The 18,270-nt window shown below is 43.7% G+C and carries 17 protein-coding genes; 16 read left to right on the forward strand and 1 reads right to left on the reverse strand.

Going from position 1 to position 18,270, the window contains the following annotated elements:
• Positions 1–141: 141 nt before the first annotated feature.
• The 9 genes from V470_03355 to alaS all read left to right on the forward strand — a co-directional run bounded on the left by V470_03355 (position 142) and on the right by alaS (position 9,975).
• Positions 142–873: an alpha-acetolactate decarboxylase gene (locus V470_03355; protein AHZ47474.1), complete on the forward strand. Its 732-nt coding sequence runs from the start codon at positions 142–144 to the stop codon at positions 871–873.
• Between the two features lie 9 nt (positions 874–882).
• Positions 883–1,635: a membrane protein gene (locus V470_03360; protein AHZ47475.1), complete on the forward strand. Its 753-nt coding sequence runs from the start codon at positions 883–885 to the stop codon at positions 1,633–1,635.
• Between the two features lie 111 nt (positions 1,636–1,746).
• Positions 1,747–2,652 carry a UDP-N-acetylenolpyruvoylglucosamine reductase gene (gene murB / locus V470_03365; GenBank protein AHZ47476.1) on the forward strand — a complete coding sequence of 302 codons (906 nt, stop codon included), beginning with the start codon at positions 1,747–1,749 and terminating at the stop codon, positions 2,650–2,652.
• Between the two features lie 159 nt (positions 2,653–2,811).
• A complete protein-coding gene (locus V470_03370; protein ID AHZ47477.1) occupies positions 2,812–3,969 on the forward strand; it encodes a spermidine/putrescine ABC transporter ATP-binding protein in 1,158 nt (385 codons plus the stop codon).
• Positions 3,950–4,756 (forward strand): spermidine/putrescine ABC transporter permease, encoded by an 807-nt coding sequence (locus V470_03375; protein AHZ47478.1) that lies wholly within the window; start codon positions 3,950–3,952, stop codon positions 4,754–4,756. The genes V470_03370 and V470_03375 overlap by 20 nt, the downstream gene beginning before the upstream one ends.
• Positions 4,753–5,526, forward strand: a complete 774-nt coding sequence (locus V470_03380) for a spermidine/purescine ABC transporter permease (protein ID AHZ47479.1) — start codon at positions 4,753–4,755, stop codon at positions 5,524–5,526. The genes V470_03375 and V470_03380 overlap by 4 nt, the downstream gene beginning before the upstream one ends.
• Positions 5,523–6,593, forward strand: a complete 1,071-nt coding sequence (locus V470_03385) for a spermidine/putrescine ABC transporter substrate-binding protein (protein ID AHZ47480.1) — start codon at positions 5,523–5,525, stop codon at positions 6,591–6,593. The genes V470_03380 and V470_03385 overlap by 4 nt, the downstream gene beginning before the upstream one ends.
• 257 nt (positions 6,594–6,850) lie before the next feature.
• A complete protein-coding gene (locus V470_03390) occupies positions 6,851–7,336 on the forward strand; it encodes a UDP-N-acetylenolpyruvoylglucosamine reductase (protein AHZ47481.1) in 486 nt (161 codons plus the stop codon).
• Between the two features lie 20 nt (positions 7,337–7,356).
• Positions 7,357–9,975 (forward strand): alanine--tRNA ligase, encoded by a 2,619-nt coding sequence (alaS, locus tag V470_03395; GenBank protein AHZ47482.1) that lies wholly within the window; start codon positions 7,357–7,359, stop codon positions 9,973–9,975.
• A gap of 86 nt (positions 9,976–10,061) precedes the next feature.
• Here alaS and V470_03400 read toward each other — a convergent pair whose 3' ends face one another.
• Positions 10,062–11,510 (reverse strand): alpha-amylase, encoded by a 1,449-nt coding sequence (locus V470_03400; protein ID AHZ47483.1) that lies wholly within the window; start codon positions 11,508–11,510, stop codon positions 10,062–10,064.
• A gap of 272 nt (positions 11,511–11,782) precedes the next feature.
• Here V470_03400 and V470_03405 point away from each other — a divergent pair, with 272 nt between their 5' ends.
• Genes V470_03405 through V470_03435 form a run of 7 tightly spaced genes read left to right on the forward strand, consistent with a single transcriptional unit; the run spans position 11,783 to position 18,188 of the window.
• Positions 11,783–12,946: an SAM-dependent methyltransferase gene (locus V470_03405; protein ID AHZ47484.1), complete on the forward strand. Its 1,164-nt coding sequence runs from the start codon at positions 11,783–11,785 to the stop codon at positions 12,944–12,946.
• Positions 12,943–13,620 (forward strand): 3-dehydroquinate dehydratase, encoded by a 678-nt coding sequence (gene aroD / locus V470_03410; GenBank protein AHZ47485.1) that lies wholly within the window; start codon positions 12,943–12,945, stop codon positions 13,618–13,620. The genes V470_03405 and aroD overlap by 4 nt, the downstream gene beginning before the upstream one ends.
• Positions 13,610–14,464, forward strand: coding sequence for a shikimate dehydrogenase (locus V470_03415; protein ID AHZ47486.1), 855 nt, complete (start codon positions 13,610–13,612; stop codon positions 14,462–14,464). The genes aroD and V470_03415 overlap by 11 nt, the downstream gene beginning before the upstream one ends.
• 18 nt (positions 14,465–14,482) lie before the next feature.
• On the forward strand, positions 14,483–15,550 hold the full coding sequence (locus tag V470_03420; protein ID AHZ47487.1) for a 3-dehydroquinate synthase: 1,068 nt from the start codon (positions 14,483–14,485) through the stop codon (positions 15,548–15,550).
• Positions 15,551–15,559: 9 nt separating this feature from the next.
• Positions 15,560–16,726: a chorismate synthase gene (locus tag V470_03425; GenBank protein ID AHZ47488.1), complete on the forward strand. Its 1,167-nt coding sequence runs from the start codon at positions 15,560–15,562 to the stop codon at positions 16,724–16,726.
• 9 nt (positions 16,727–16,735) lie between these two features.
• Complete coding sequence (locus V470_03430) at positions 16,736–17,839, forward strand: prephenate dehydrogenase (GenBank protein ID AHZ47489.1); 1,104 nt, start codon at positions 16,736–16,738, stop codon at positions 17,837–17,839.
• A 10-nt stretch (positions 17,840–17,849) separates the two neighbouring features.
• On the forward strand, positions 17,850–18,188 hold the full coding sequence (locus tag V470_03435; protein ID AHZ47490.1) for a hypothetical protein: 339 nt from the start codon (positions 17,850–17,852) through the stop codon (positions 18,186–18,188).
• The last annotated feature ends 82 nt before the right edge of the window (positions 18,189–18,270 follow it).

Genomic DNA, 18,270 nt, shown 5'->3' on the forward strand with positions numbered 1-18,270 from the left:
GACCTCCGTTGATTTTGTTACATTGTACCTTTTTTTTGCCTGCTTGGCAATGGGAAAAGCATTTCTCCCTTTCACAACTAGGAGCAAATGTGGTATACTTAGAAAGTATGATGATTCATTGAAAAGAAGATAAGAAAGAGAATGGATAGAAAAGTGCAGGAACCGGTTAAATTATTTCAATACAATACTCTAGGTGCCCTAATGGCAGGTCTATATGGCGGAACCATGACAGTGGGAGAATTGCTGGAACATGGTGACCTCGGCTTGGGAACATTGGATTCGATTGACGGGGAGTTGATTGTCCTTGATGGCAAGGCTTATCAAGCCAAGGGGTCTGGTCAAACGCCTGAAATCGTTGAGGTGGCAGCGGATGCCCTTATTCCCTATGCAGCGGTGGTTCCTCATCAGGCAGAAGTGATTTTTCGTCAGCGCTTTGAGATGACTGACAAGGAATTGGAAAAACGAATTGAGTCCTACTATGATGGGGAAAATCTTTTTCGCTCCATCAAGATTCATGGCGAATTTTCACAAATGCACGTACGGATGATTCCTAAATCCACTCCTGATACCAAGTTTGCTGATGTAGCGACTCACCAACCTGAATATAGCCGTGAAAATGTATCGGGAACCATTGTTGGATTTTGGACACCGGAGATTTTCCATGGAGTGAGTGTTGCAGGCTACCATTTGCATTTTATCTCAGATGATTTGACCTTTGGTGGGCATGTGATGGACTTTGTTATCAAAGAAGGAATGATTGAGGTTGGGGCAGTCGACCAGTTGGACCAACGTTTTCCAGTCCAAGATCGCCAGTATTTATTTGCCAAATTTAACGTTGACGAGATGAAGAAAGATATTGATAAGTCAGAATAGGAGAAAAAGATGACAGTACATATTATCCTTACCATGATAGCTTTGGTTCTCATTCTAGTAAGTGGAACTTGGTATGCCAAAAAACGGTTTAAAATCTCTCTTGCAGTGATGGGCTTGGGGGCAATCGCATTTTTTGTTTCTTCTCAAGTGTTAGAGAAGATGGTTCACCTTCTGGTACTCCATCCGCAAAAAGATGGAACCATTCCGCTTATGCAGGAGCAGCCTTTCTTATACGTCCTTTATGGGATTGCCATGGCAGCCCTCTTTGAGGAAACAGCTCGTCTTGTCTTTTTTAAATGGTTGGAGAAAAAGAGAAAGCTAGAAGATCGAGATGCTTTGGCTTATGGTTTGGGACATGGCGGCTTGGAGATGCTCTATCTCGGAATGGGAAGCTTGATCAGTCTTTTGATTCTCTTTTCACTCATCCAGTCTTCAAATACTGATGTAGCCAATCTTCTTCCAAAGTCTACACTCGAAACGGTTCAGTCTCTTTCTGTATGGCAGGTTTATTTACTAGGAGTTGAACGTGTGCTTGCTCTGGTTCTACAAATCGGTCTTTCCATCTGGGTCTATCAAAGTGTCCGTCAAAAGAAATGGATCTACCTCCTTGCTGCCTATGGTTTGCATGCCTTGTTTGACTTGGCTCCAGCCTTATCTCAAGTGGGAGGGATTGCAAATCCGCTTCTAGTTGAGTTTGTTCTTCTCGTAGAACTTCTAGCCTTTATCTGGCTAACCAAATCTACATTTTGGAAAAAATCATAAAAAGAGGGGTGACCTCTTTTTTTATGTAAAGATAAAACAAGCTCTTTTTATGGTCGTCAAATGTCTCTAAAAATGGTATAATGGAATGAATTTTGAAAAAGGAAGAGTGACATGTCAGTAAAAGAAAAAATGCTTGAAATCCTAGAAGGAATCGATATTCGTTTCAAGGAACCCTTGAAGACCTATACCTATACCAAGGTCGGAGGTCGAGCGGATTACCTAGTTTTACCACGCAATCGCTATGAGATGGCTCGTGTCGTCCAATTTGCCAATCAAGAGAATATTCCCTGGATGGTGCTAGGAAATGCCAGCAATATCATCGTGCGTGAAGGTGGAATCCGTGGTTTTGTCATCTTATGCGATAAGCTTAATAACGTTTCGGTTGATGGTTACACTATTGAAGCAGAAGCGGGTGCTAATTTGATCGAGACAACACGAATTGCTCTTCGTCATAGTTTGACTGGTTTCGAGTTTGCTTGTGGGATTCCTGGAAGCATCGGTGGAGCTGTCTTTATGAATGCGGGTGCCTATGGAGGAGAGATTGCTCATATCTTGCAGTCTTGTCAAGTTTTGACCAAAGAAGGGGAAATCGAGACCTTGTCAGTCAAGGACTTGGCTTTTGGTTACCGCCATTCAGCTATTCAGGATTCTGGGGCTGTTGTTTTGTCAGCTAAATTTGCCCTATCTCCAGGGAATCATCAGGTTATCAAGCAAGAAATGGACCGCTTGACGCACCTACGTGAACTCAAACAACCATTAGAATACCCGTCTTGTGGTTCAGTCTTTAAGCGTCCAGTTGGGCATTTTGCAGGTCAGTTGATTTCAGAGGCTGGCTTGAAAGGCTATCGTATCGGTGGTGTGGAAGTATCTGAAAAACACGCAGGTTTCATGATCAATGTTGCTGACGGAACGGCCAAAGACTACGAGGACTTGATCCAATCTGTTATTGAAAAAGTCAAGGAACACTCAGGTGTCACTCTTGAAAGAGAAGTCCGAATCTTGGGCGAGAAGGAATAAGGTTGGGGTTGAAGAATTGCTGCTATAACCATTGTAAAGGGGGTGAAAGCCTATCGTTAGTGAAGATGTATGTAGGCAGTTTTATCTCCTACACGAGGTAGTAGCGGCCTGACAGAGCCCTGATCTGTTAATTTATGAAAAAGAAGGAATTTATGACAATTGAAAAAACCAATTATTGAATTCAAAAACGTCTCTAAAGTTTTTGAAGACAGCAACACCAAGGTTCTCAAAGACATCAACTTTGAGTTGGAAGAAGGGAAGTTCTACACTCTTTTAGGCGCATCTGGTTCAGGAAAGTCAACCATCCTGAACATCATTGCAGGTTTACTGGATGCGACGACAGGGGATATTTTGCTGGACGGTGTCCGTATCAACGACATCCCAACCAATAAACGTGACGTTCATACGGTTTTCCAATCCTATGCCTTGTTTCCACATATGAATGTGTTTGAAAATGTTGCCTTTCCACTCCGCTTGCGTAAAGTCGACAAGAAAGAAATCGAACAACGTGTAGCGGAAGTTCTCAAGATGGTTCAGCTGGAAGGTTATGAAAAACGTTCCATCCGTAAACTCTCCGGAGGACAACGTCAGCGTGTAGCCATTGCCCGTGCTATTATCAACCAACCTCGTGTGGTTTTGTTGGATGAGCCCTTGTCAGCGCTGGACTTGAAATTGCGAACAGACATGCAGTACGAACTCCGTGAATTGCAACAACGATTGGGGATTACCTTTGTCTTTGTCACTCACGATCAGGAAGAAGCTCTTGCCATGAGTGACTGGATTTTCGTTATGAATGATGGCGAGATTGTTCAGTCTGGAACACCAGTGGACATCTACGATGAGCCAATCAACCACTTTGTTGCCACCTTTATCGGTGAGTCAAATATTTTGCCAGGAACCATGATTGAGGATTACTTGGTTGAGTTTAACGGCAAACGCTTTGAAGCAGTCGACGGAGGGATGAAGCCAAATGAGCCTGTTGAAGTCGTTATTCGTCCAGAGGACTTGCGCATTACCCTTCCTGAAGAAGGCAAGCTCCAAGTTAAAGTTGATACCCAGCTCTTCCGTGGGGTTCATTACGAGATTATCGCCTATGACGAACTCGGAAATGAATGGATGATCCACTCGACTCGTAAGGCCATTGTGGGTGAGGAAATTGGTCTGGACTTTGAGCCAGAAGACATCCACATCATGCGTCTCAACGAAACCGAAGAAGAGTTCGATGCTCGTATCGAAGAGTACGTAGAAATCGAAGAGCAAGAAGCAGGTCTGATTAACGCAATCGAGGAGGAAAGAGATGAAGAAAACAACCTCTAAACTCTTTGTAGTGCCCTACATGCTTTGGATTGTCCTCTTTGTTCTCGCACCCTTGGTCTTGATTTTCGGTCAATCCTTTTTCAACATTGAAGGCCAGTTTAGTTTAGAAAACTATAAATCCTACTTTGCGTCACAAAATTTGACCTATCTCAAAATGAGCTTCAACTCAGTGCTTTATGCAGGGATTGTCACCTTGGTAACACTGCTCATCAGCTATCCAACAGCCCTCTTTTTGACCCGTCTTAAGCACCGTCAACTCTGGCTCATGCTGATTATCTTGCCAACCTGGATCAATCTGCTCCTTAAGGCCTATGCCTTTATCGGGATTTTTGGTCAAAATGGCTCTATTAACCAATTTTTGGAATTCATCGGAATCGGTTCGCAGCAGTTGCTCTTTACGGATTTCTCCTTTATCTTTGTCGCAAGCTACATCGAGCTTCCCTTTATGATTTTGCCGATTTTCAATGTCTTGGATGATATGGATAACAATCTCATCAATGCCAGCTATGACCTCGGTGCGACCAAGTGGGAGACCTTCCGCCATGTCATCTTCCCTCTATCGATGAATGGAGTGAGAAGTGGAGTTCAGTCGGTCTTTATCCCCAGTTTGAGTCTCTTCATGCTGACACGTTTGATTGGTGGGAACCGTGTTATCACGCTGGGAACGGCCATTGAGCAGAACTTCCTGACCAATGACAACTACGGTATGGGTTCTACCATCGGTGTAATCCTCATCCTGACCATGTTCATCACCATGTGGGTGACCAAGGAAAGGAGAGAACGATGAAAAAATTTGCCAATCTCTACCTAGCCTTTGTCTTTATCGTCCTTTATTTGCCAATTTTTTACTTGATTGGCTATGCCTTTAATGTAGGGGATGATATGAACAGTTTTACCGGCTTTAGTTTGAGCCATTTTAAAACTATGTTTGGTGATGGTCGCCTCATGTTGATCCTCACCCAAACCTTTTTCTTGGCCTTTCTATCAGCCTTGATTGCGACCATTATCGGGACTTTCGGTGCTATCTATATCTACCAGTCTCGTAAGAAATACCAAGAAGCCTTTTTATCACTCAATAATATCCTCATGGTTGCGCCTGACGTTATGATTGGTGCCAGCTTCTTGATTCTCTTTACACAGCTCAAGTTTTCACTTGGCTTTTTGACGGTTCTATCTAGTCACGTGGCCTTTTCCATCCCTATCGTGGTCTTGATGGTCTTGCCTCGTCTCAAGGAGATGAATGATGACATGATTCATGCGGCCTATGACTTGGGTGCCAGCCAGTTTCAGATGTTTAAGGAAATCATGCTACCGTACCTGACTCCGTCTATCATTGCAGGTTATTTCATGGCCTTCACCTATTCGCTGGATGATTTTGCCGTAACCTTCTTTGTGACAGGAAATGGCTTTTCGACTCTATCAGTCGAGATTTACTCTCGTGCTCGTAAGGGAATTTCGCTAGAAATCAATGCCCTTTCTGCCCTTGTCTTTCTCTTTAGTATTATCCTAGTTGTTGGCTATTACTTTATCTCACGTGAGAAGGAGGAGCAAGCATGAAAAAACTCTATTCATTTTTAGCAGGAATTGTAGCGATTATCCTTGTCTTGTGGGGGATTGCGACTCATCTAGATAGTAAAATCAATAGCCGAGACAGTCAGAAATTGGTTATCTACAACTGGGGGGACTATATCGATCCAGAACTCTTGGAGAAATTCACAGAAGAAACAGGAATCCAAGTCCAGTACGAGACCTTTGACTCCAACGAGGCCATGTATACCAAGATCAAGCAGGGTGGAACGACCTACGATATTGCCATCCCAAGTGAATACATGATCAACAAGATGAAGGACGAAGACCTCTTAGTTCCTCTTGATTATTCAAAAATTGAAGGAATCGAAAATATCGGACCTGAGTTCCTCAACCAGTCATTTGACCCGGGCAATAAATTCTCCATCCCATACTTCTGGGGGACCTTGGGAATTGTTTACAATGAAACCATGATAGATGAGGCGCCTGAGCATTGGGATGACCTCTGGAAACCAGAATACAAGGATTCCATCATGCTCTTTGATGGGGCGCGTGAGGTGCTGGGACTCGGGCTTAACTCACTTGGTTACAGCCTTAACTCAAAGGATCCTCAGCAGTTGGAAGAGACAGTGGATAAGCTCTACAAACTGACTCCAAATATCAAGGCCATTGTGGCCGACGAGATGAAGGGCTACATGATTCAGAACAACGCGGCCATCGGTGTGACTTTCTCTGGGGAAGCCAGCCAGATGTTGGAGAAAAATCCTAACCTCAAGTATGTCGTTCCGACTGAGGCCAGCAATCTCTGGTTTGATAATATGGTCATTCCCAAAACCGTGAAAAACCAAGATGCAGCCTATGCCTTTATCAACTTTATGTTGAAACCCGAAAATGCTCTGAAAAATGCGGAGTATGTGGGCTACTCAACACCAAACCTACCAGCCAAGGAAATGCTCCCAGAGGAGACCAAGGAAGATAAATCCTTCTATCCTGATGCTGATACCATGAAACACCTAGAAGTTTATGAGAAATTTGACCATAAATGGACAGGAAAATACAGCGACCTCTTCCTACAGTTTAAAATGTACCGGAAGTAGGAGATATACTTTCTTGTCAGCTTTCCCAGTTGACGCAGAACCCAAAAAACGATATAATAAGAAAGTTGAGAATTGATTTTCTGTCATCTTAGTCCAGAGAAATGGCGGTGCTGCGAGCCATCTAAGGTAGAAAATCATGCTACTCAATCAGACAATTGCATAAGATTAAGAGAATGACAAGTTCATTGAATGAAGGTGGTACCGCGGTTTTTCGCCCTTCGTGATGTGAACTTGTCTTTTGATTTTTGGAGGTGTTTATGAAGACATTTCTCGTGAAACAAAAGTTTCGTCTTGGAGGCGAACGCTTTGATATCAAGGATGATAGAGGAGTAGTGAATTATCAGGTGGAGGGATCTTTCTTCCAAATTCCTAAGACCTTTACCATCTATGACGCCTATGGTGAGCAGGTCAGTGAAATCAGTAAAGAATTTTTCACCTTGCTTCCTCGCTTTACTATCCAGTTACGAAACGGTTCCAATTTCGTTATTCGTAAGAAGTTGACCTTCTTTCGAGATAAGTATGAGTTTGACAATCTGGGGCTTCGTATCGAGGGCAATATCTGGGATTTGAATTTCAAATTGTTGGATGACCGCGACCAAGTGATTGCCGAGATTCGGAAAGAGATTTTCCATTTGACCTCAACTTACACCGTAACCGTCTATGAAGACTCTTATGCAGACCTAGTCATTTCCCTCTGTGTCGCGATTGACTATGTGGAAATGCTGGAAAGCCAATCAAATTAAACAAGTAATAAGGAGATATTATGAAACAACTATCTAGTGCTCAAGTTCGCCAAATGTGGCTAGATTTCTGGGCAAGCAAAGGTCACTCTGTAGAACCATCAGTCAGCTTGGTTCCTGTAAATGACCCAACTCTTTTGTGGATTAACTCTGGGGTAGCAACCCTTAAGAAATACTTTGACGGAACCATTATCCCTGAAAACCCACGTATTACCAATGCGCAAAAAGCTATCCGTACTAACGATATTGAAAACGTAGGGAAGACTGCGCGCCACCATACTATGTTTGAAATGTTGGGGAACTTCTCTATCGGGGATTACTTCCGTGACGAAGCCATCACTTGGGCTTACGAGCTTTTGACAAGCCCAGAATGGTTTGATTTCCCAGCTGAAAAACTTTATATGACCTACTATCCTGAAGATAAGGATTCTTACAACCGCTGGATTGAAGTAGGAGTGGACCCAAGCCACTTGATCCCAATCGAGGATAATTTCTGGGAAATCGGTGCGGGACCTTCTGGACCAGATACAGAGATTTTCTTTGACCGTGGAGAAGCATTTGATCCAGAAAACATCGGTATTCGCCTGCTTGCAGAGGATATCGAAAACGACCGTTACATCGAAATCTGGAATATCGTTTTGTCACAATTTAACGCTGATCCTGCTGTTCCTCGTAGCGAATACAAAGAATTGCCACACAAGAACATTGATACGGGTGCTGGTTTGGAGCGTTTGGTGGCCGTTATTCAAGGGGCTAAGACAAACTTTGAAACAGACCTCTTCATGCCAATCATCCGTGAAGTTGAGAAATTGTCTGGTAAGGTTTATGACCAAGATGGCGACAACATGAGCTTCAAGGTCATTGCTGACCATATCCGTTCTCTTTCATTTGCCATCGGTGATGGTGCCCTTCCTGGAAATGAAGGTCGTGGTTATGTCCTTCGCCGTCTCCTCCGTCGCGCGTCTATGCACGGTCAAAAATTGGGTATCAACGAGCCTTTCCTTTACAAACTCGTTCCAACTGTTGGAAAAATCATGGAAAGCTACTACCCAGAAGTGCTTGAAAAACGTGACTTTATCGAGAAAATTGTCAAGAGCGAGGAAGAGTCATTTGCCCGTACCCTTCACTCAGGTCAACACTTTGCAGAAACCATTGTAGCTGATTTGAAAGCGAAAGGTCAAAACGTTATCGCGGGGCAAGATGTCTTCAAACTCTACGACACTTACGGATTCCCAGTAGAATTGACTGAAGAAATCGCTGAAGAAGCTGGGATGACTGTCGATCGTGAAGGTTTTGAAGCAGCCATGAAAGAACAGCAAGAACGTGCGCGTGCGTCTGCTGTTAAGGGTGGCTCAATGGGAATGCAAAATGAAACCCTTCAAAACATTACAGTGGAAAGTGTCTTCAACTATAATGCCAGCCAATTGCCTTCTAAGTTGCTGGCTATCGTAGCGAACAATGCTGAAGTAGAAGCTGTTTCAGAAGGAACTGCCTCTCTCATTTTTGCAGAAACTCCATTCTACGCTGAAATGGGTGGACAGGTAGCTGACCACGGTCAAATCTTGGATGCTAAAGGAAATGTCGTAGCGAATGTGACGGATGTGCAAAAAGCACCAAACGGACAAGCTCTTCATACTGTTGAAGTTCTTGCACCACTTGCTTTGAACCAAGAATACACCTTGGCTATCGATACCAACCGTCGTCATCGTGTTATGAAAAACCACACTGCGACTCACTTGCTCCATGCGGCCCTTCACAATATCCTTGGCCACCATGCGACACAAGCAGGATCTCTGAACGAAGTAGAATTTCTTCGCTTTGACTTTACTCACTTCCAAGCTGTGACTCCTGAAGAGTTGCGCGCCATTGAACAGCAAGTCAATGAGAAGATTTGGGAAGCCATCGCAGTGGAAACTGTTGAGACAGATATTGACACGGCTAAAGAAATGGGAGCTATGGCCCTCTTTGGTGAGAAATATGGTAAAGAAGTCCGCGTTGTGACCATCGGTGACTACTCTATTGAGCTTTGTGGTGGTACCCACGTTGGCAACACTTCTGAGATTGGCCTCTTCAAGATTGTCAAAGAAGAAGGAATCGGATCAGGAACTCGCCGTATCTTGGCAGTAACTGGTAAGGAAGCCTTTGAAGCTTATCGCGAACAAGAAGATGCTCTGAAAGCAGTAGCAGCAACCTTGAAAGCACCTCAACTCAAGGAAGTACCTCACAAAGTCGAAGGACTTCAAGAGCAACTCCGCCAATTGCAAAAAGAAAATGCAGAGTTGAAGGAAAAAGCCGCAGCCGCAGCTGCAGGTGATGTCTTCAAGGATGTGAAGGAAGTCAACGGACACCGTTACATTGCTAGTCAAGTTTCTGTATCAGATGCCGGTGCCCTTCGTACCTTTGCGGATAACTGGAAACAAAAAGACTACTCTGATGTGCTTGTCCTAGTTGCCGCTATCGGTGACAAAGTCAATGTTCTTGTAGCTAGCAAGACAAAAGATGTGCATGCAGGAAATCTTGTCAAAGAATTGGCTCCAATCGTCGATGGACGTGGTGGTGGTAAACCAGACATGGCCATGGCAGGAGGAAGCAACCAAGCGAAAATTCAAGAACTCTTGGATGCAGTAGCAGGTAAATTGTAAGACAATAAAGATCTATCCATTTGGGTAGGTCTTTTTGCCTACTTAAAAAGCCAAATCCGCTTGGATTTGACTTGTAACTGATAGGTTTATTTTGTTGCCCAAACACTGACTGAACCCGCTGCTACTGGAAATTCTCCATAACCTTCAGCGTTGATTGTAACTTGTGCTGGATGATTTTCAAGGAGGTCAACAAAGGTTTGGTCAGCCCATTCTTGCCCGACAAACATAGATTTGCTGTTTTCTTGGTCATTTGAGATGAGGACAGCGATTGGAGATTGATGTTCAGCACCTGAACGAACCCAACCGATACAGTTGGCATCGTCAAAGTAGTCTGTTTGCTCCCCATATGCCCTGTCTTTTCGGATGGCTAGGAGACGATCAAGAACTTCTCTGAAATCTTGTTGAGCAAATTGCCCTGAAATGCCGTAATAGTCTCCGTAAAAGACACATGGAAGACCATCTTGGCGTAATAGAATGAGGGCATAGGCTGCTGGCTTGAACCATTCTTCAACAGTAGACTCAAGGGCTTGTCCTCGTTGGGTATCATGGTTGTCAACGAAAGTGACTGCTTTGTCAGGCTTGAGTTCAACCAAGCTATCTGTGAAAATGTTACGAAGGTCGTAACTTGCTCCAGCTTGACTGGCTTCAAAGAGGTTCTGGTGGAGACGAACATCGACAAGATCAAAGCGTTCTTCTGTTTTCTCGAGATAGTCTAGATTGGCTTCCTTGTCTGGATTCCAAAATTCACCAAAAACATAGAAATCTTGACCGTATTTTTCCTTCATATCACGGATGAAATTGCCCATAAAGAAGGAGTCGATGTGCTTAACGGCATCCAAGCGGAAACCAGCAACACCAGTCGTTTCCATGAACCAGTCAGCCCAGTCATAGATGTTTTGGATGACTTCAGGATGCTTAAAGTCTAGGTCAGCATACATGAGGTAGTCGTAGTTACCGTTTTCGTTATCGACCAATTCCTCATTTGCCCAGCCTTTATTGTCTCCCTGGATCAGGTAAATGCCAGACTTACGTCGCTTGGCATCGTAGTCCGTACCTGTGAAGTGGTACCAGTGCCAGTGGAAGTCATTGTAGGTATCTTGGCGACCATCGAAGGTGAAGTGAGTCCAGCCGTTGATAGTAAAGGGCTCGCTTAGTTGAACGGTACGGTCCTCAGGGTCCACTTCAATAACCTGAAAGGCTTCCATATGATCGGCAGCAGCCTTGTGATTGAGCACCACATCGGCCATAGGTTGAATTCCCTGTGCCTTTAGGGTTTGAATGGCTTGAAGATAATCTTCTTTAAACCCATACTTGGTACGGACAGTCCCTTTTTGCTGAAATTCTCCTAGGTCAAAAAGATCGTAAACACCATAGCCGACATCTTTTTCGTTGGTTGCCTTGAAGGCAGGTGGCATCCAGACATGGCTGATACCAAGGTTTGCTAGGTGCTCTGCATCATTTGTCAGTCGCGTCCAGTGTTGGCCGTCGTGAGGCAAATACCATTCAAAGTATTGCATAAGTGTCTGATTTTGCATTGTTTTTCCTCTTGCTTATCAATGTTGTGTTTTATTCTACCATAAAGTTTAGAACTAGGCAAACGTTTGCGCAAGATTCTATACTCATTTCTGTTTTTGTCTATTTTTAGCGAATAGAATCTCTCTTTCCATTATAAGGGAAAGAATGTTTTGGTGAAAAAGTAAATGGAATAAACTTATTTGAACAAAAATGACACTCAGTAAACTAAAGTACAAATGGTTAAACGGTTTCTTTTTTGAGAATTGTCACAAAATTTGCTATAATAGTAGCTATGAATAGAATTAGGGTCAGCAGACGTGTTGAAAAAAAGCTAGCTAAGGGTCTAGTTCTTTTGGAGGCAAGTGATTTAACAGATATTGAACTGACGGATCAGGCAGTAGAAGTTCTTAGTCAAGACGGGAAGTTTTTAGGGAGTGCCTATCTTTCTCAGCAGAACAAGGGCATTGGCTGGTTGGTCAGCAAGGAAAAGGTTGGTTTCAATCAAGCCTTTTTTGAAATCCTGTTTCGTAAGGCCAAGGAAGCTAGAAAGCCTTATTATCAGGATGACTTGACCACTGCTTTTCGCCTTTTTAACCAAGAGGGGGATGGTTTTGGGGGTCTGACTATTGATCTCTATGGAGATTATGCTGTTTTTTCTTGGTACAACTCCTTTGTTTACCAGATTCGTGAGCTGATTGTAAAGGCTTTTAAGGAAGTTTTTCCTGAGGTCTTGGGTGCTTATGAAAAGATTCGTTTTAAAGGTCTAGACTACGAGTCTGCCTATGTTTATGGTGAGGAAGCGCCAGATTACTTTACTGTTCTTGAGAATGGCGTGCTCTATCAAGTCTTTATGAATGATGGCTTGATGACCGGGATTTTCCTAGACCAGCATGAGGTTCGTGGGAGTCTGGTTGACGGTCTAGCCATGGGCAAATCCTTGCTCAATATGTTTTCCTATACGGCGGCCTTTTCAGTTGCTGCAGCTATGGGAGGTACGAGTGAGACAACTTCTGTCGACTTGGCCAAACGGTCTAGAGAGCTGTCAGAAGCTCATTTTCAGGCAAATGGACTCAGCATGGACAATCATCGTTTTATCGTCATGGATGTTTTTGAGTACTTCAAGTATGCCAAGCGAAAAGGCTTGACCTATGATGTGATTGTGCTTGATCCGCCGAGCTTTGCCCGCAATAAAAAACAAACATTCTCTGTAGCTAAGGACTATCACAAGTTGATTTCCCAGAGTCTAGAGATTTTAAATCCGGGAGGCATTATCATTGCCAGTACCAATGCTGCCAATGTTTCCCGCCAGAAATTTACAGAACAAATTGATAAAGGTTTTGCAGGAAGAAAATATCAAATTTTAAACCAATATGGTCTTCCAGCAGACTTTGCCTATAATAAAAAAGATGAAAGCAGTAATTACCTCAAGGTGATTAGTATGAAGGTTAGTAGATGAAATTAATCGTTTCAGTGATGCCAAGAAGTTTAGAAGAAGCGCAAGAACTGGATGCTACTAGGTATGAAGATGCCGATATCATTGAGTGGCGTGCGGACTTTCTTACAAAGGACGCTATTTTACAGGTAGCACCCGCTATCTTTGAGAAATTTGCAGGACGCGAACTTGTCTTTACCCTTCGGACTCGCGCTGAGGGAGGAGAAATCGAACTTTCCTCAGAAGAGTATGTTCAAATCATCAAGGAAGTTACTCAGCTTTATCAGCCGGATTATGTAGATTTTGAGTATTTCAGCTACAAGGACGTTTTTGAGGAAATGTTGGATTTTCCAAATCTTGTTTTGAGTTACCATAATTTCCAGGAGACACCTGAAAACATGATGGAAATTTTGTCTGAGTTGACCAGTCTCTCTCCCAAAGTGGTCAAGGTATCAGTTATGGCTCATACGGAGCAGGATGTTTTAGACCTGATGAATTACACTCGAGGATTTAAAACACTCAATCCTGAGCAAGAGTACGTGACCATTTCCATGGGGAAAATGGGCAAGGTATCACGCATTACTTCAGATGTGACGGGTTCGAGTTGGTCATTTGCTAGTCTGGATGAAGCGAGTGCCCCAGGTCAGATTTCGCTATCAAACATGAAGAAAATCAGGGAGATTTTGGATGAAGCTTGATGGCTATACACGTTTAGCTGCAGTTGTTGCCAATCCCATCAAACACTCTATTTCACCCTTTATCCACAATAGGGCCTTTGAGGCGACAGCTATTAATGGTGCCTATGTAGCTTGGGAGATTGAAGCGGGTGATTTGGCAGAAACAGTCGCCAATATTCGCCGTTACCAGATGTTTGGCATCAACCTGTCTATGCCTTACAAGGAGCAAGTGATTCCTTATCTGGATGAGTTGAGTGATGAGGCTCGTTTGATTGGGGCGGTTAATACGGTTGTTAATCATAATGGCACTTTAATTGGATATAATACAGATGGCAAGGGATTCTTTAAGAGCTTGCCTTCTTTTACAATTTCAGGTAAAACAATGACCATTTTGGGTGCAGGTGGTGCGGCCAAATCCATTTTGGCACAAGCCATTTTGGACGGGGCCAGTCAGATTTCAGTCTTTGTTCGTTCAGTTTCCATGGAAAAAACAAGACCTTATCTGGACAAGTTACAGAAGCAAACAGGCTTTAAAGTGCACTTGTATGCTTTAGAAGATGTTTCTGAACTGCAAGCAAGGATTGCCGAGTCAGACCTGCTCGTCAATGCGACCAGTGTAGGGATGGATGGGCAGTCGTCCCCGGTTCCAGAAAGCATCAATTTGCCAGAGGCTCTCTTGGTCGCAGATATCATTTACCAACCCTTTGAGACGCCATTTTTGAAATGGGCTAAAAGCCAGGGCAATCCAGCTGTCAACGGCCTGGGGATGTTGCTCTATCAAGCTGCTGAAGCTTTTCAACTGTGGACAGGAAAAGAAATGCCGACAGATGAGATTTGGCAGTCTTTAACAGAAAAATACCAATAATGAAAAGGAGACTCTACTATGAAAATCAGAATCGATATTCCGCATCATCCTTATGATATTCAGATTGAAAAAGGTTGTCTGGCTCAGGCTGGTCAATGGTTGCGAGAACTCTGGCAACCACAAAAAGTGGTTATCGTAACCGACAACCATGTAGCTTCTCTCTATGCAGAGAAGATTAAACTCAGCCTAGAAGATGCTGGTTTTCAGGTAGCTGTTTTTGATTTCTTAGAAGGCGAAGAACGAAAAAATTTAACGACTGTTCAGAAAGTCTATGAATTTTTAGTCAAGCAAGGGTTAACTCGTAGTGATGGAATCGTTGCTCTTGGTGGTGGTGTCGTTGGGGATCTGGCTGGTTTTGTAGCCTCTACCTATATGCGTGGGATTCACTTTGTTCAGATTCCGACTAGCTTGACAGCCCAAGTAGATTCTTCTATCGGTGGAAAGACAGGCGTCAACACTCCATTTGCTAAAAATATGGTGGGAACTTTTGCCCAACCAGATGGGGTTCTGATTGACCCGCTGGTCCTTGAAACACTCGGAAAAAGAGAGTTGATTGAAGGAATGGGTGAGGTTATCAAGTACGGCTTGATTGAGGATCCAGAACTATGGGCTCTCTTAAAGGAGCTAGATGGTTCTGTAGAGAGCATTTTGGAGCATGCAGAGACTTTGATTGAACATTCTTGTCAGGTCAAGCGCAAGATGGTAGTCGAAGATGAGTTGGATAACGGTGTTCGTCTTTACCTCAATTTTGGGCACACTATTGGTCATGCTATTGAAGCAACTGCCGGTTATGGCAAGGTCATGCATGGAGAAGCTGTGGCTATGGGCATGGTTCAGATTTCCAAGGTTGCTGAGGGAAAAGGCCTCATGCCAGAAGGAATAACCCAGTCCATTACAGAGATGTGCCAGAAATTTGGCTTGCCTGTTGATTATGAAAACTGGGATGTTGACAAACTTTATCAAGCTTTGACTCATGATAAAAAAGCGCGTGGAAACACCTTGAAATTGGTCTTAGTTCCAGAGCTTGGTTCAGCGACCATTCACCCAGTTTCTCTGGAAGAGATGAAAGACTACTTGGTAAAATAAGGAGAACGTATGAGATATTTAACTGCAGGAGAATCACACGGCCCCCGTTTGACGGCTATTATTGAAGGAATTCCAGCTGGACTTCCTTTGACAGCAGAGGATATTAATGGAGACCTTAAACGCCGTCAGGGTGGCTACGGTCGTGGTGGTCGTATGAAGATTGAGAGTGACCAGGTTGTCTTTACTTCGGGCGTTCGGCACGGGAAGACGACAGGGGCTCCTATTACCATGGATGTCATCAATAAGGACCACCAAAAATGGTTGGATATCATGTCTGCGGAGGACATTGAAGACCGCCTTAAAAGCAAACGAAAAATTACCCATCCTCGCCCAGGTCATGCTGATTTGGTTGGGGGCATCAAGTACCGTTTTGATGACTTGCGAAATTCCTTGGAGCGTTCATCAGCCCGTGAAACCACCATGCGAGTTGCAGTTGGGGCAGTAGCTAAACGTCTCTTAGCTGAGCTAGATATGGAGATTGCTAACCATGTCGTGGTCTTTGGTGGCAAGGAAATCGATGTACCTGAAAATCTGACAGTGGCTGAGATTAAGGAACGAGCTGCCCAGTCTGAAGTTTCTATTGTCAACAAAGAACGAGAACAGGAAATCAAGGACTATATTGACCAAATCAAACGTGACGGTGATACCATCGGTGGGGTTGTGGAGACAGTCGTCGGAGGTGTTCCAGTTGGCCTCGGTTCCTATATCCAATGGGACAGAAAATTAGATGCCAGATTGGCCCAAGCAGTTGTCTCTATTAATGCCTTTAAAGGGGTGGAATTTGGTCTTGGATTTAAAGCTGGTTACCGAAAAGGTAGCCAAGTTATGGATGAAATTCTCTGGTCTAAAGAAGACGGCTATACTCGTCGTACCAATAATCTAGGTGGTTTCGAAGGTGGTATGACCAATGGGCAACCAATTGTTGTTCGTGGAGTCATGAAACCCATTCCCACTCTTTATAAACCTCTTATGAGTGTGGATATCGAGACGCACGAACCTTACAAGGCAACTGTGGAGAGAAGTGATCCGACCGCTCTTCCAGCAGCAGGTGTGGTCATGGAAGCCGTTGTAGCAACGGTTCTGGCACAAGAAATCCTTGAAAAATTCTCATCAGATAATCTTGAAGAATTAAAAGAGGCAGTTGCCAAGCACCGAGACTATACAAAGAACTATTAAGGAGTCCTTATGGCAAAAACCATCTATATCGCAGGTCTCGGTTTGATTGGTGCTTCGATGGCACTCGGTATCAAGCGCGATCATCCTGATTATGAAATTTTGGGTTATAATCGCAGTCAGGCTTCGAGAGACATTGCCTTGGAGCGAGGAATGATAGACCGTGCGACAGATGATTTTGCTAGTTTCGCTCCCCTAGCAGATGTTATTATTCTGACCTTGCCAATCAAACAGACCATTGCTTTTATTAAGGAGCTGGCAGATTTAGACTTGAAAGAAGGTGTCATTATCTCGGATGCCGGCTCAACCAAGTCAGCCATTGTGGAAGAAGCGGAGAAGTATTTGGCTAGCAAGCCTGTCCGCTTTGTCGGTGCTCATCCCATGGCTGGTAGCCACAAGACAGGGGCTGCTTCTGCGGATGTTAATCTCTTTGAAAATGCCTATTATATCTTCACACCTTCGAGCCTGACAAGTCCTGACACACTTGAGGAAATGAAGGATCTGCTTTCAGGCCTTCATGCTCGTTTTATCGAAATTGATGCCAAGGAGCATGATCGGGTGACTTCTCAGATTAGCCATTTTCCTCATATTCTGGCTTCCAGTCTCATGGAGCAGACAGCAGTTTATGCTCAAGAACATGAGATGGCAAGACGCTTTGCGGCGGGTGGATTTCGAGATATGACTCGCATTGCGGAAAGCGAGCCAGGTATGTGGACTTCTATTCTCTTGTCTAACCGTGAGACTATTCTAGAGCGAATTGCGGATTTCAAGGAACGCTTGGAAGCGATTGGTCAGGCCATCAGCAGGGGAGATGAAGAGCAAATCTGGAACTTTTTCAACCAAGCGCGTGCGCAACGTCAGGCCATGGAAATACATAAGCGTGGTGGTGTGGATAGCTCTTACGACCTCTATGTCGATGTTCCCGATGAAGAAGATGTCATCTTGCGAATTTTGGAATTGCTACGTGGGACTTCTTTGGTTAATATCCACATCAACGAAGAAAACCGTGAAGATGTTCACGGTATTCTACAAATTTCCTTTAAAAATGCTCAAGATTTAGAACGAGCTGAACGCTTAATTACAGAAAATACGGACTATACAGTCGTCATCAAATAAGGAGAAAATCATGTCAAATATTTACGATAGTGCAAATGAACTTAGCCGCGGGTTACGCGAATTACCAGAATACAAGGCGGTCAAGGTAGCAAAAGATGCCATCCAAGCTGATGAACAAGCTAGCAAGATTTTTGCAGACTACCTTGCTTTCCAACAAGAAATCCAAGTCATGGCGCAAACGGGACAAATGCCAGACGCCTCTTTCCAAGAAAAGATGCAGTCTTTCAGTAAGCAAATCCAAGAGAACGCTCTTTTGTCAGATTTCTTTGCCAAACAGCAACAATTGTCCATTTACCTTTCGGACATTGAGAAAATTGTCTTTGAACCTGTTTCAGAATTATTGAAATAGTATTTTATCTGTATAAAAGCCAGAAATTTCAGGAATTTCTGGCTTTTTTGTGATAAAATAAGAAAAAGTATTGCAAGTATGA

The sequence above is a fragment of the Streptococcus sp. VT 162 genome (genome assembly GCA_000688775.2).
Lineage (GTDB): Bacteria > Bacillota > Bacilli > Lactobacillales > Streptococcaceae > Streptococcus.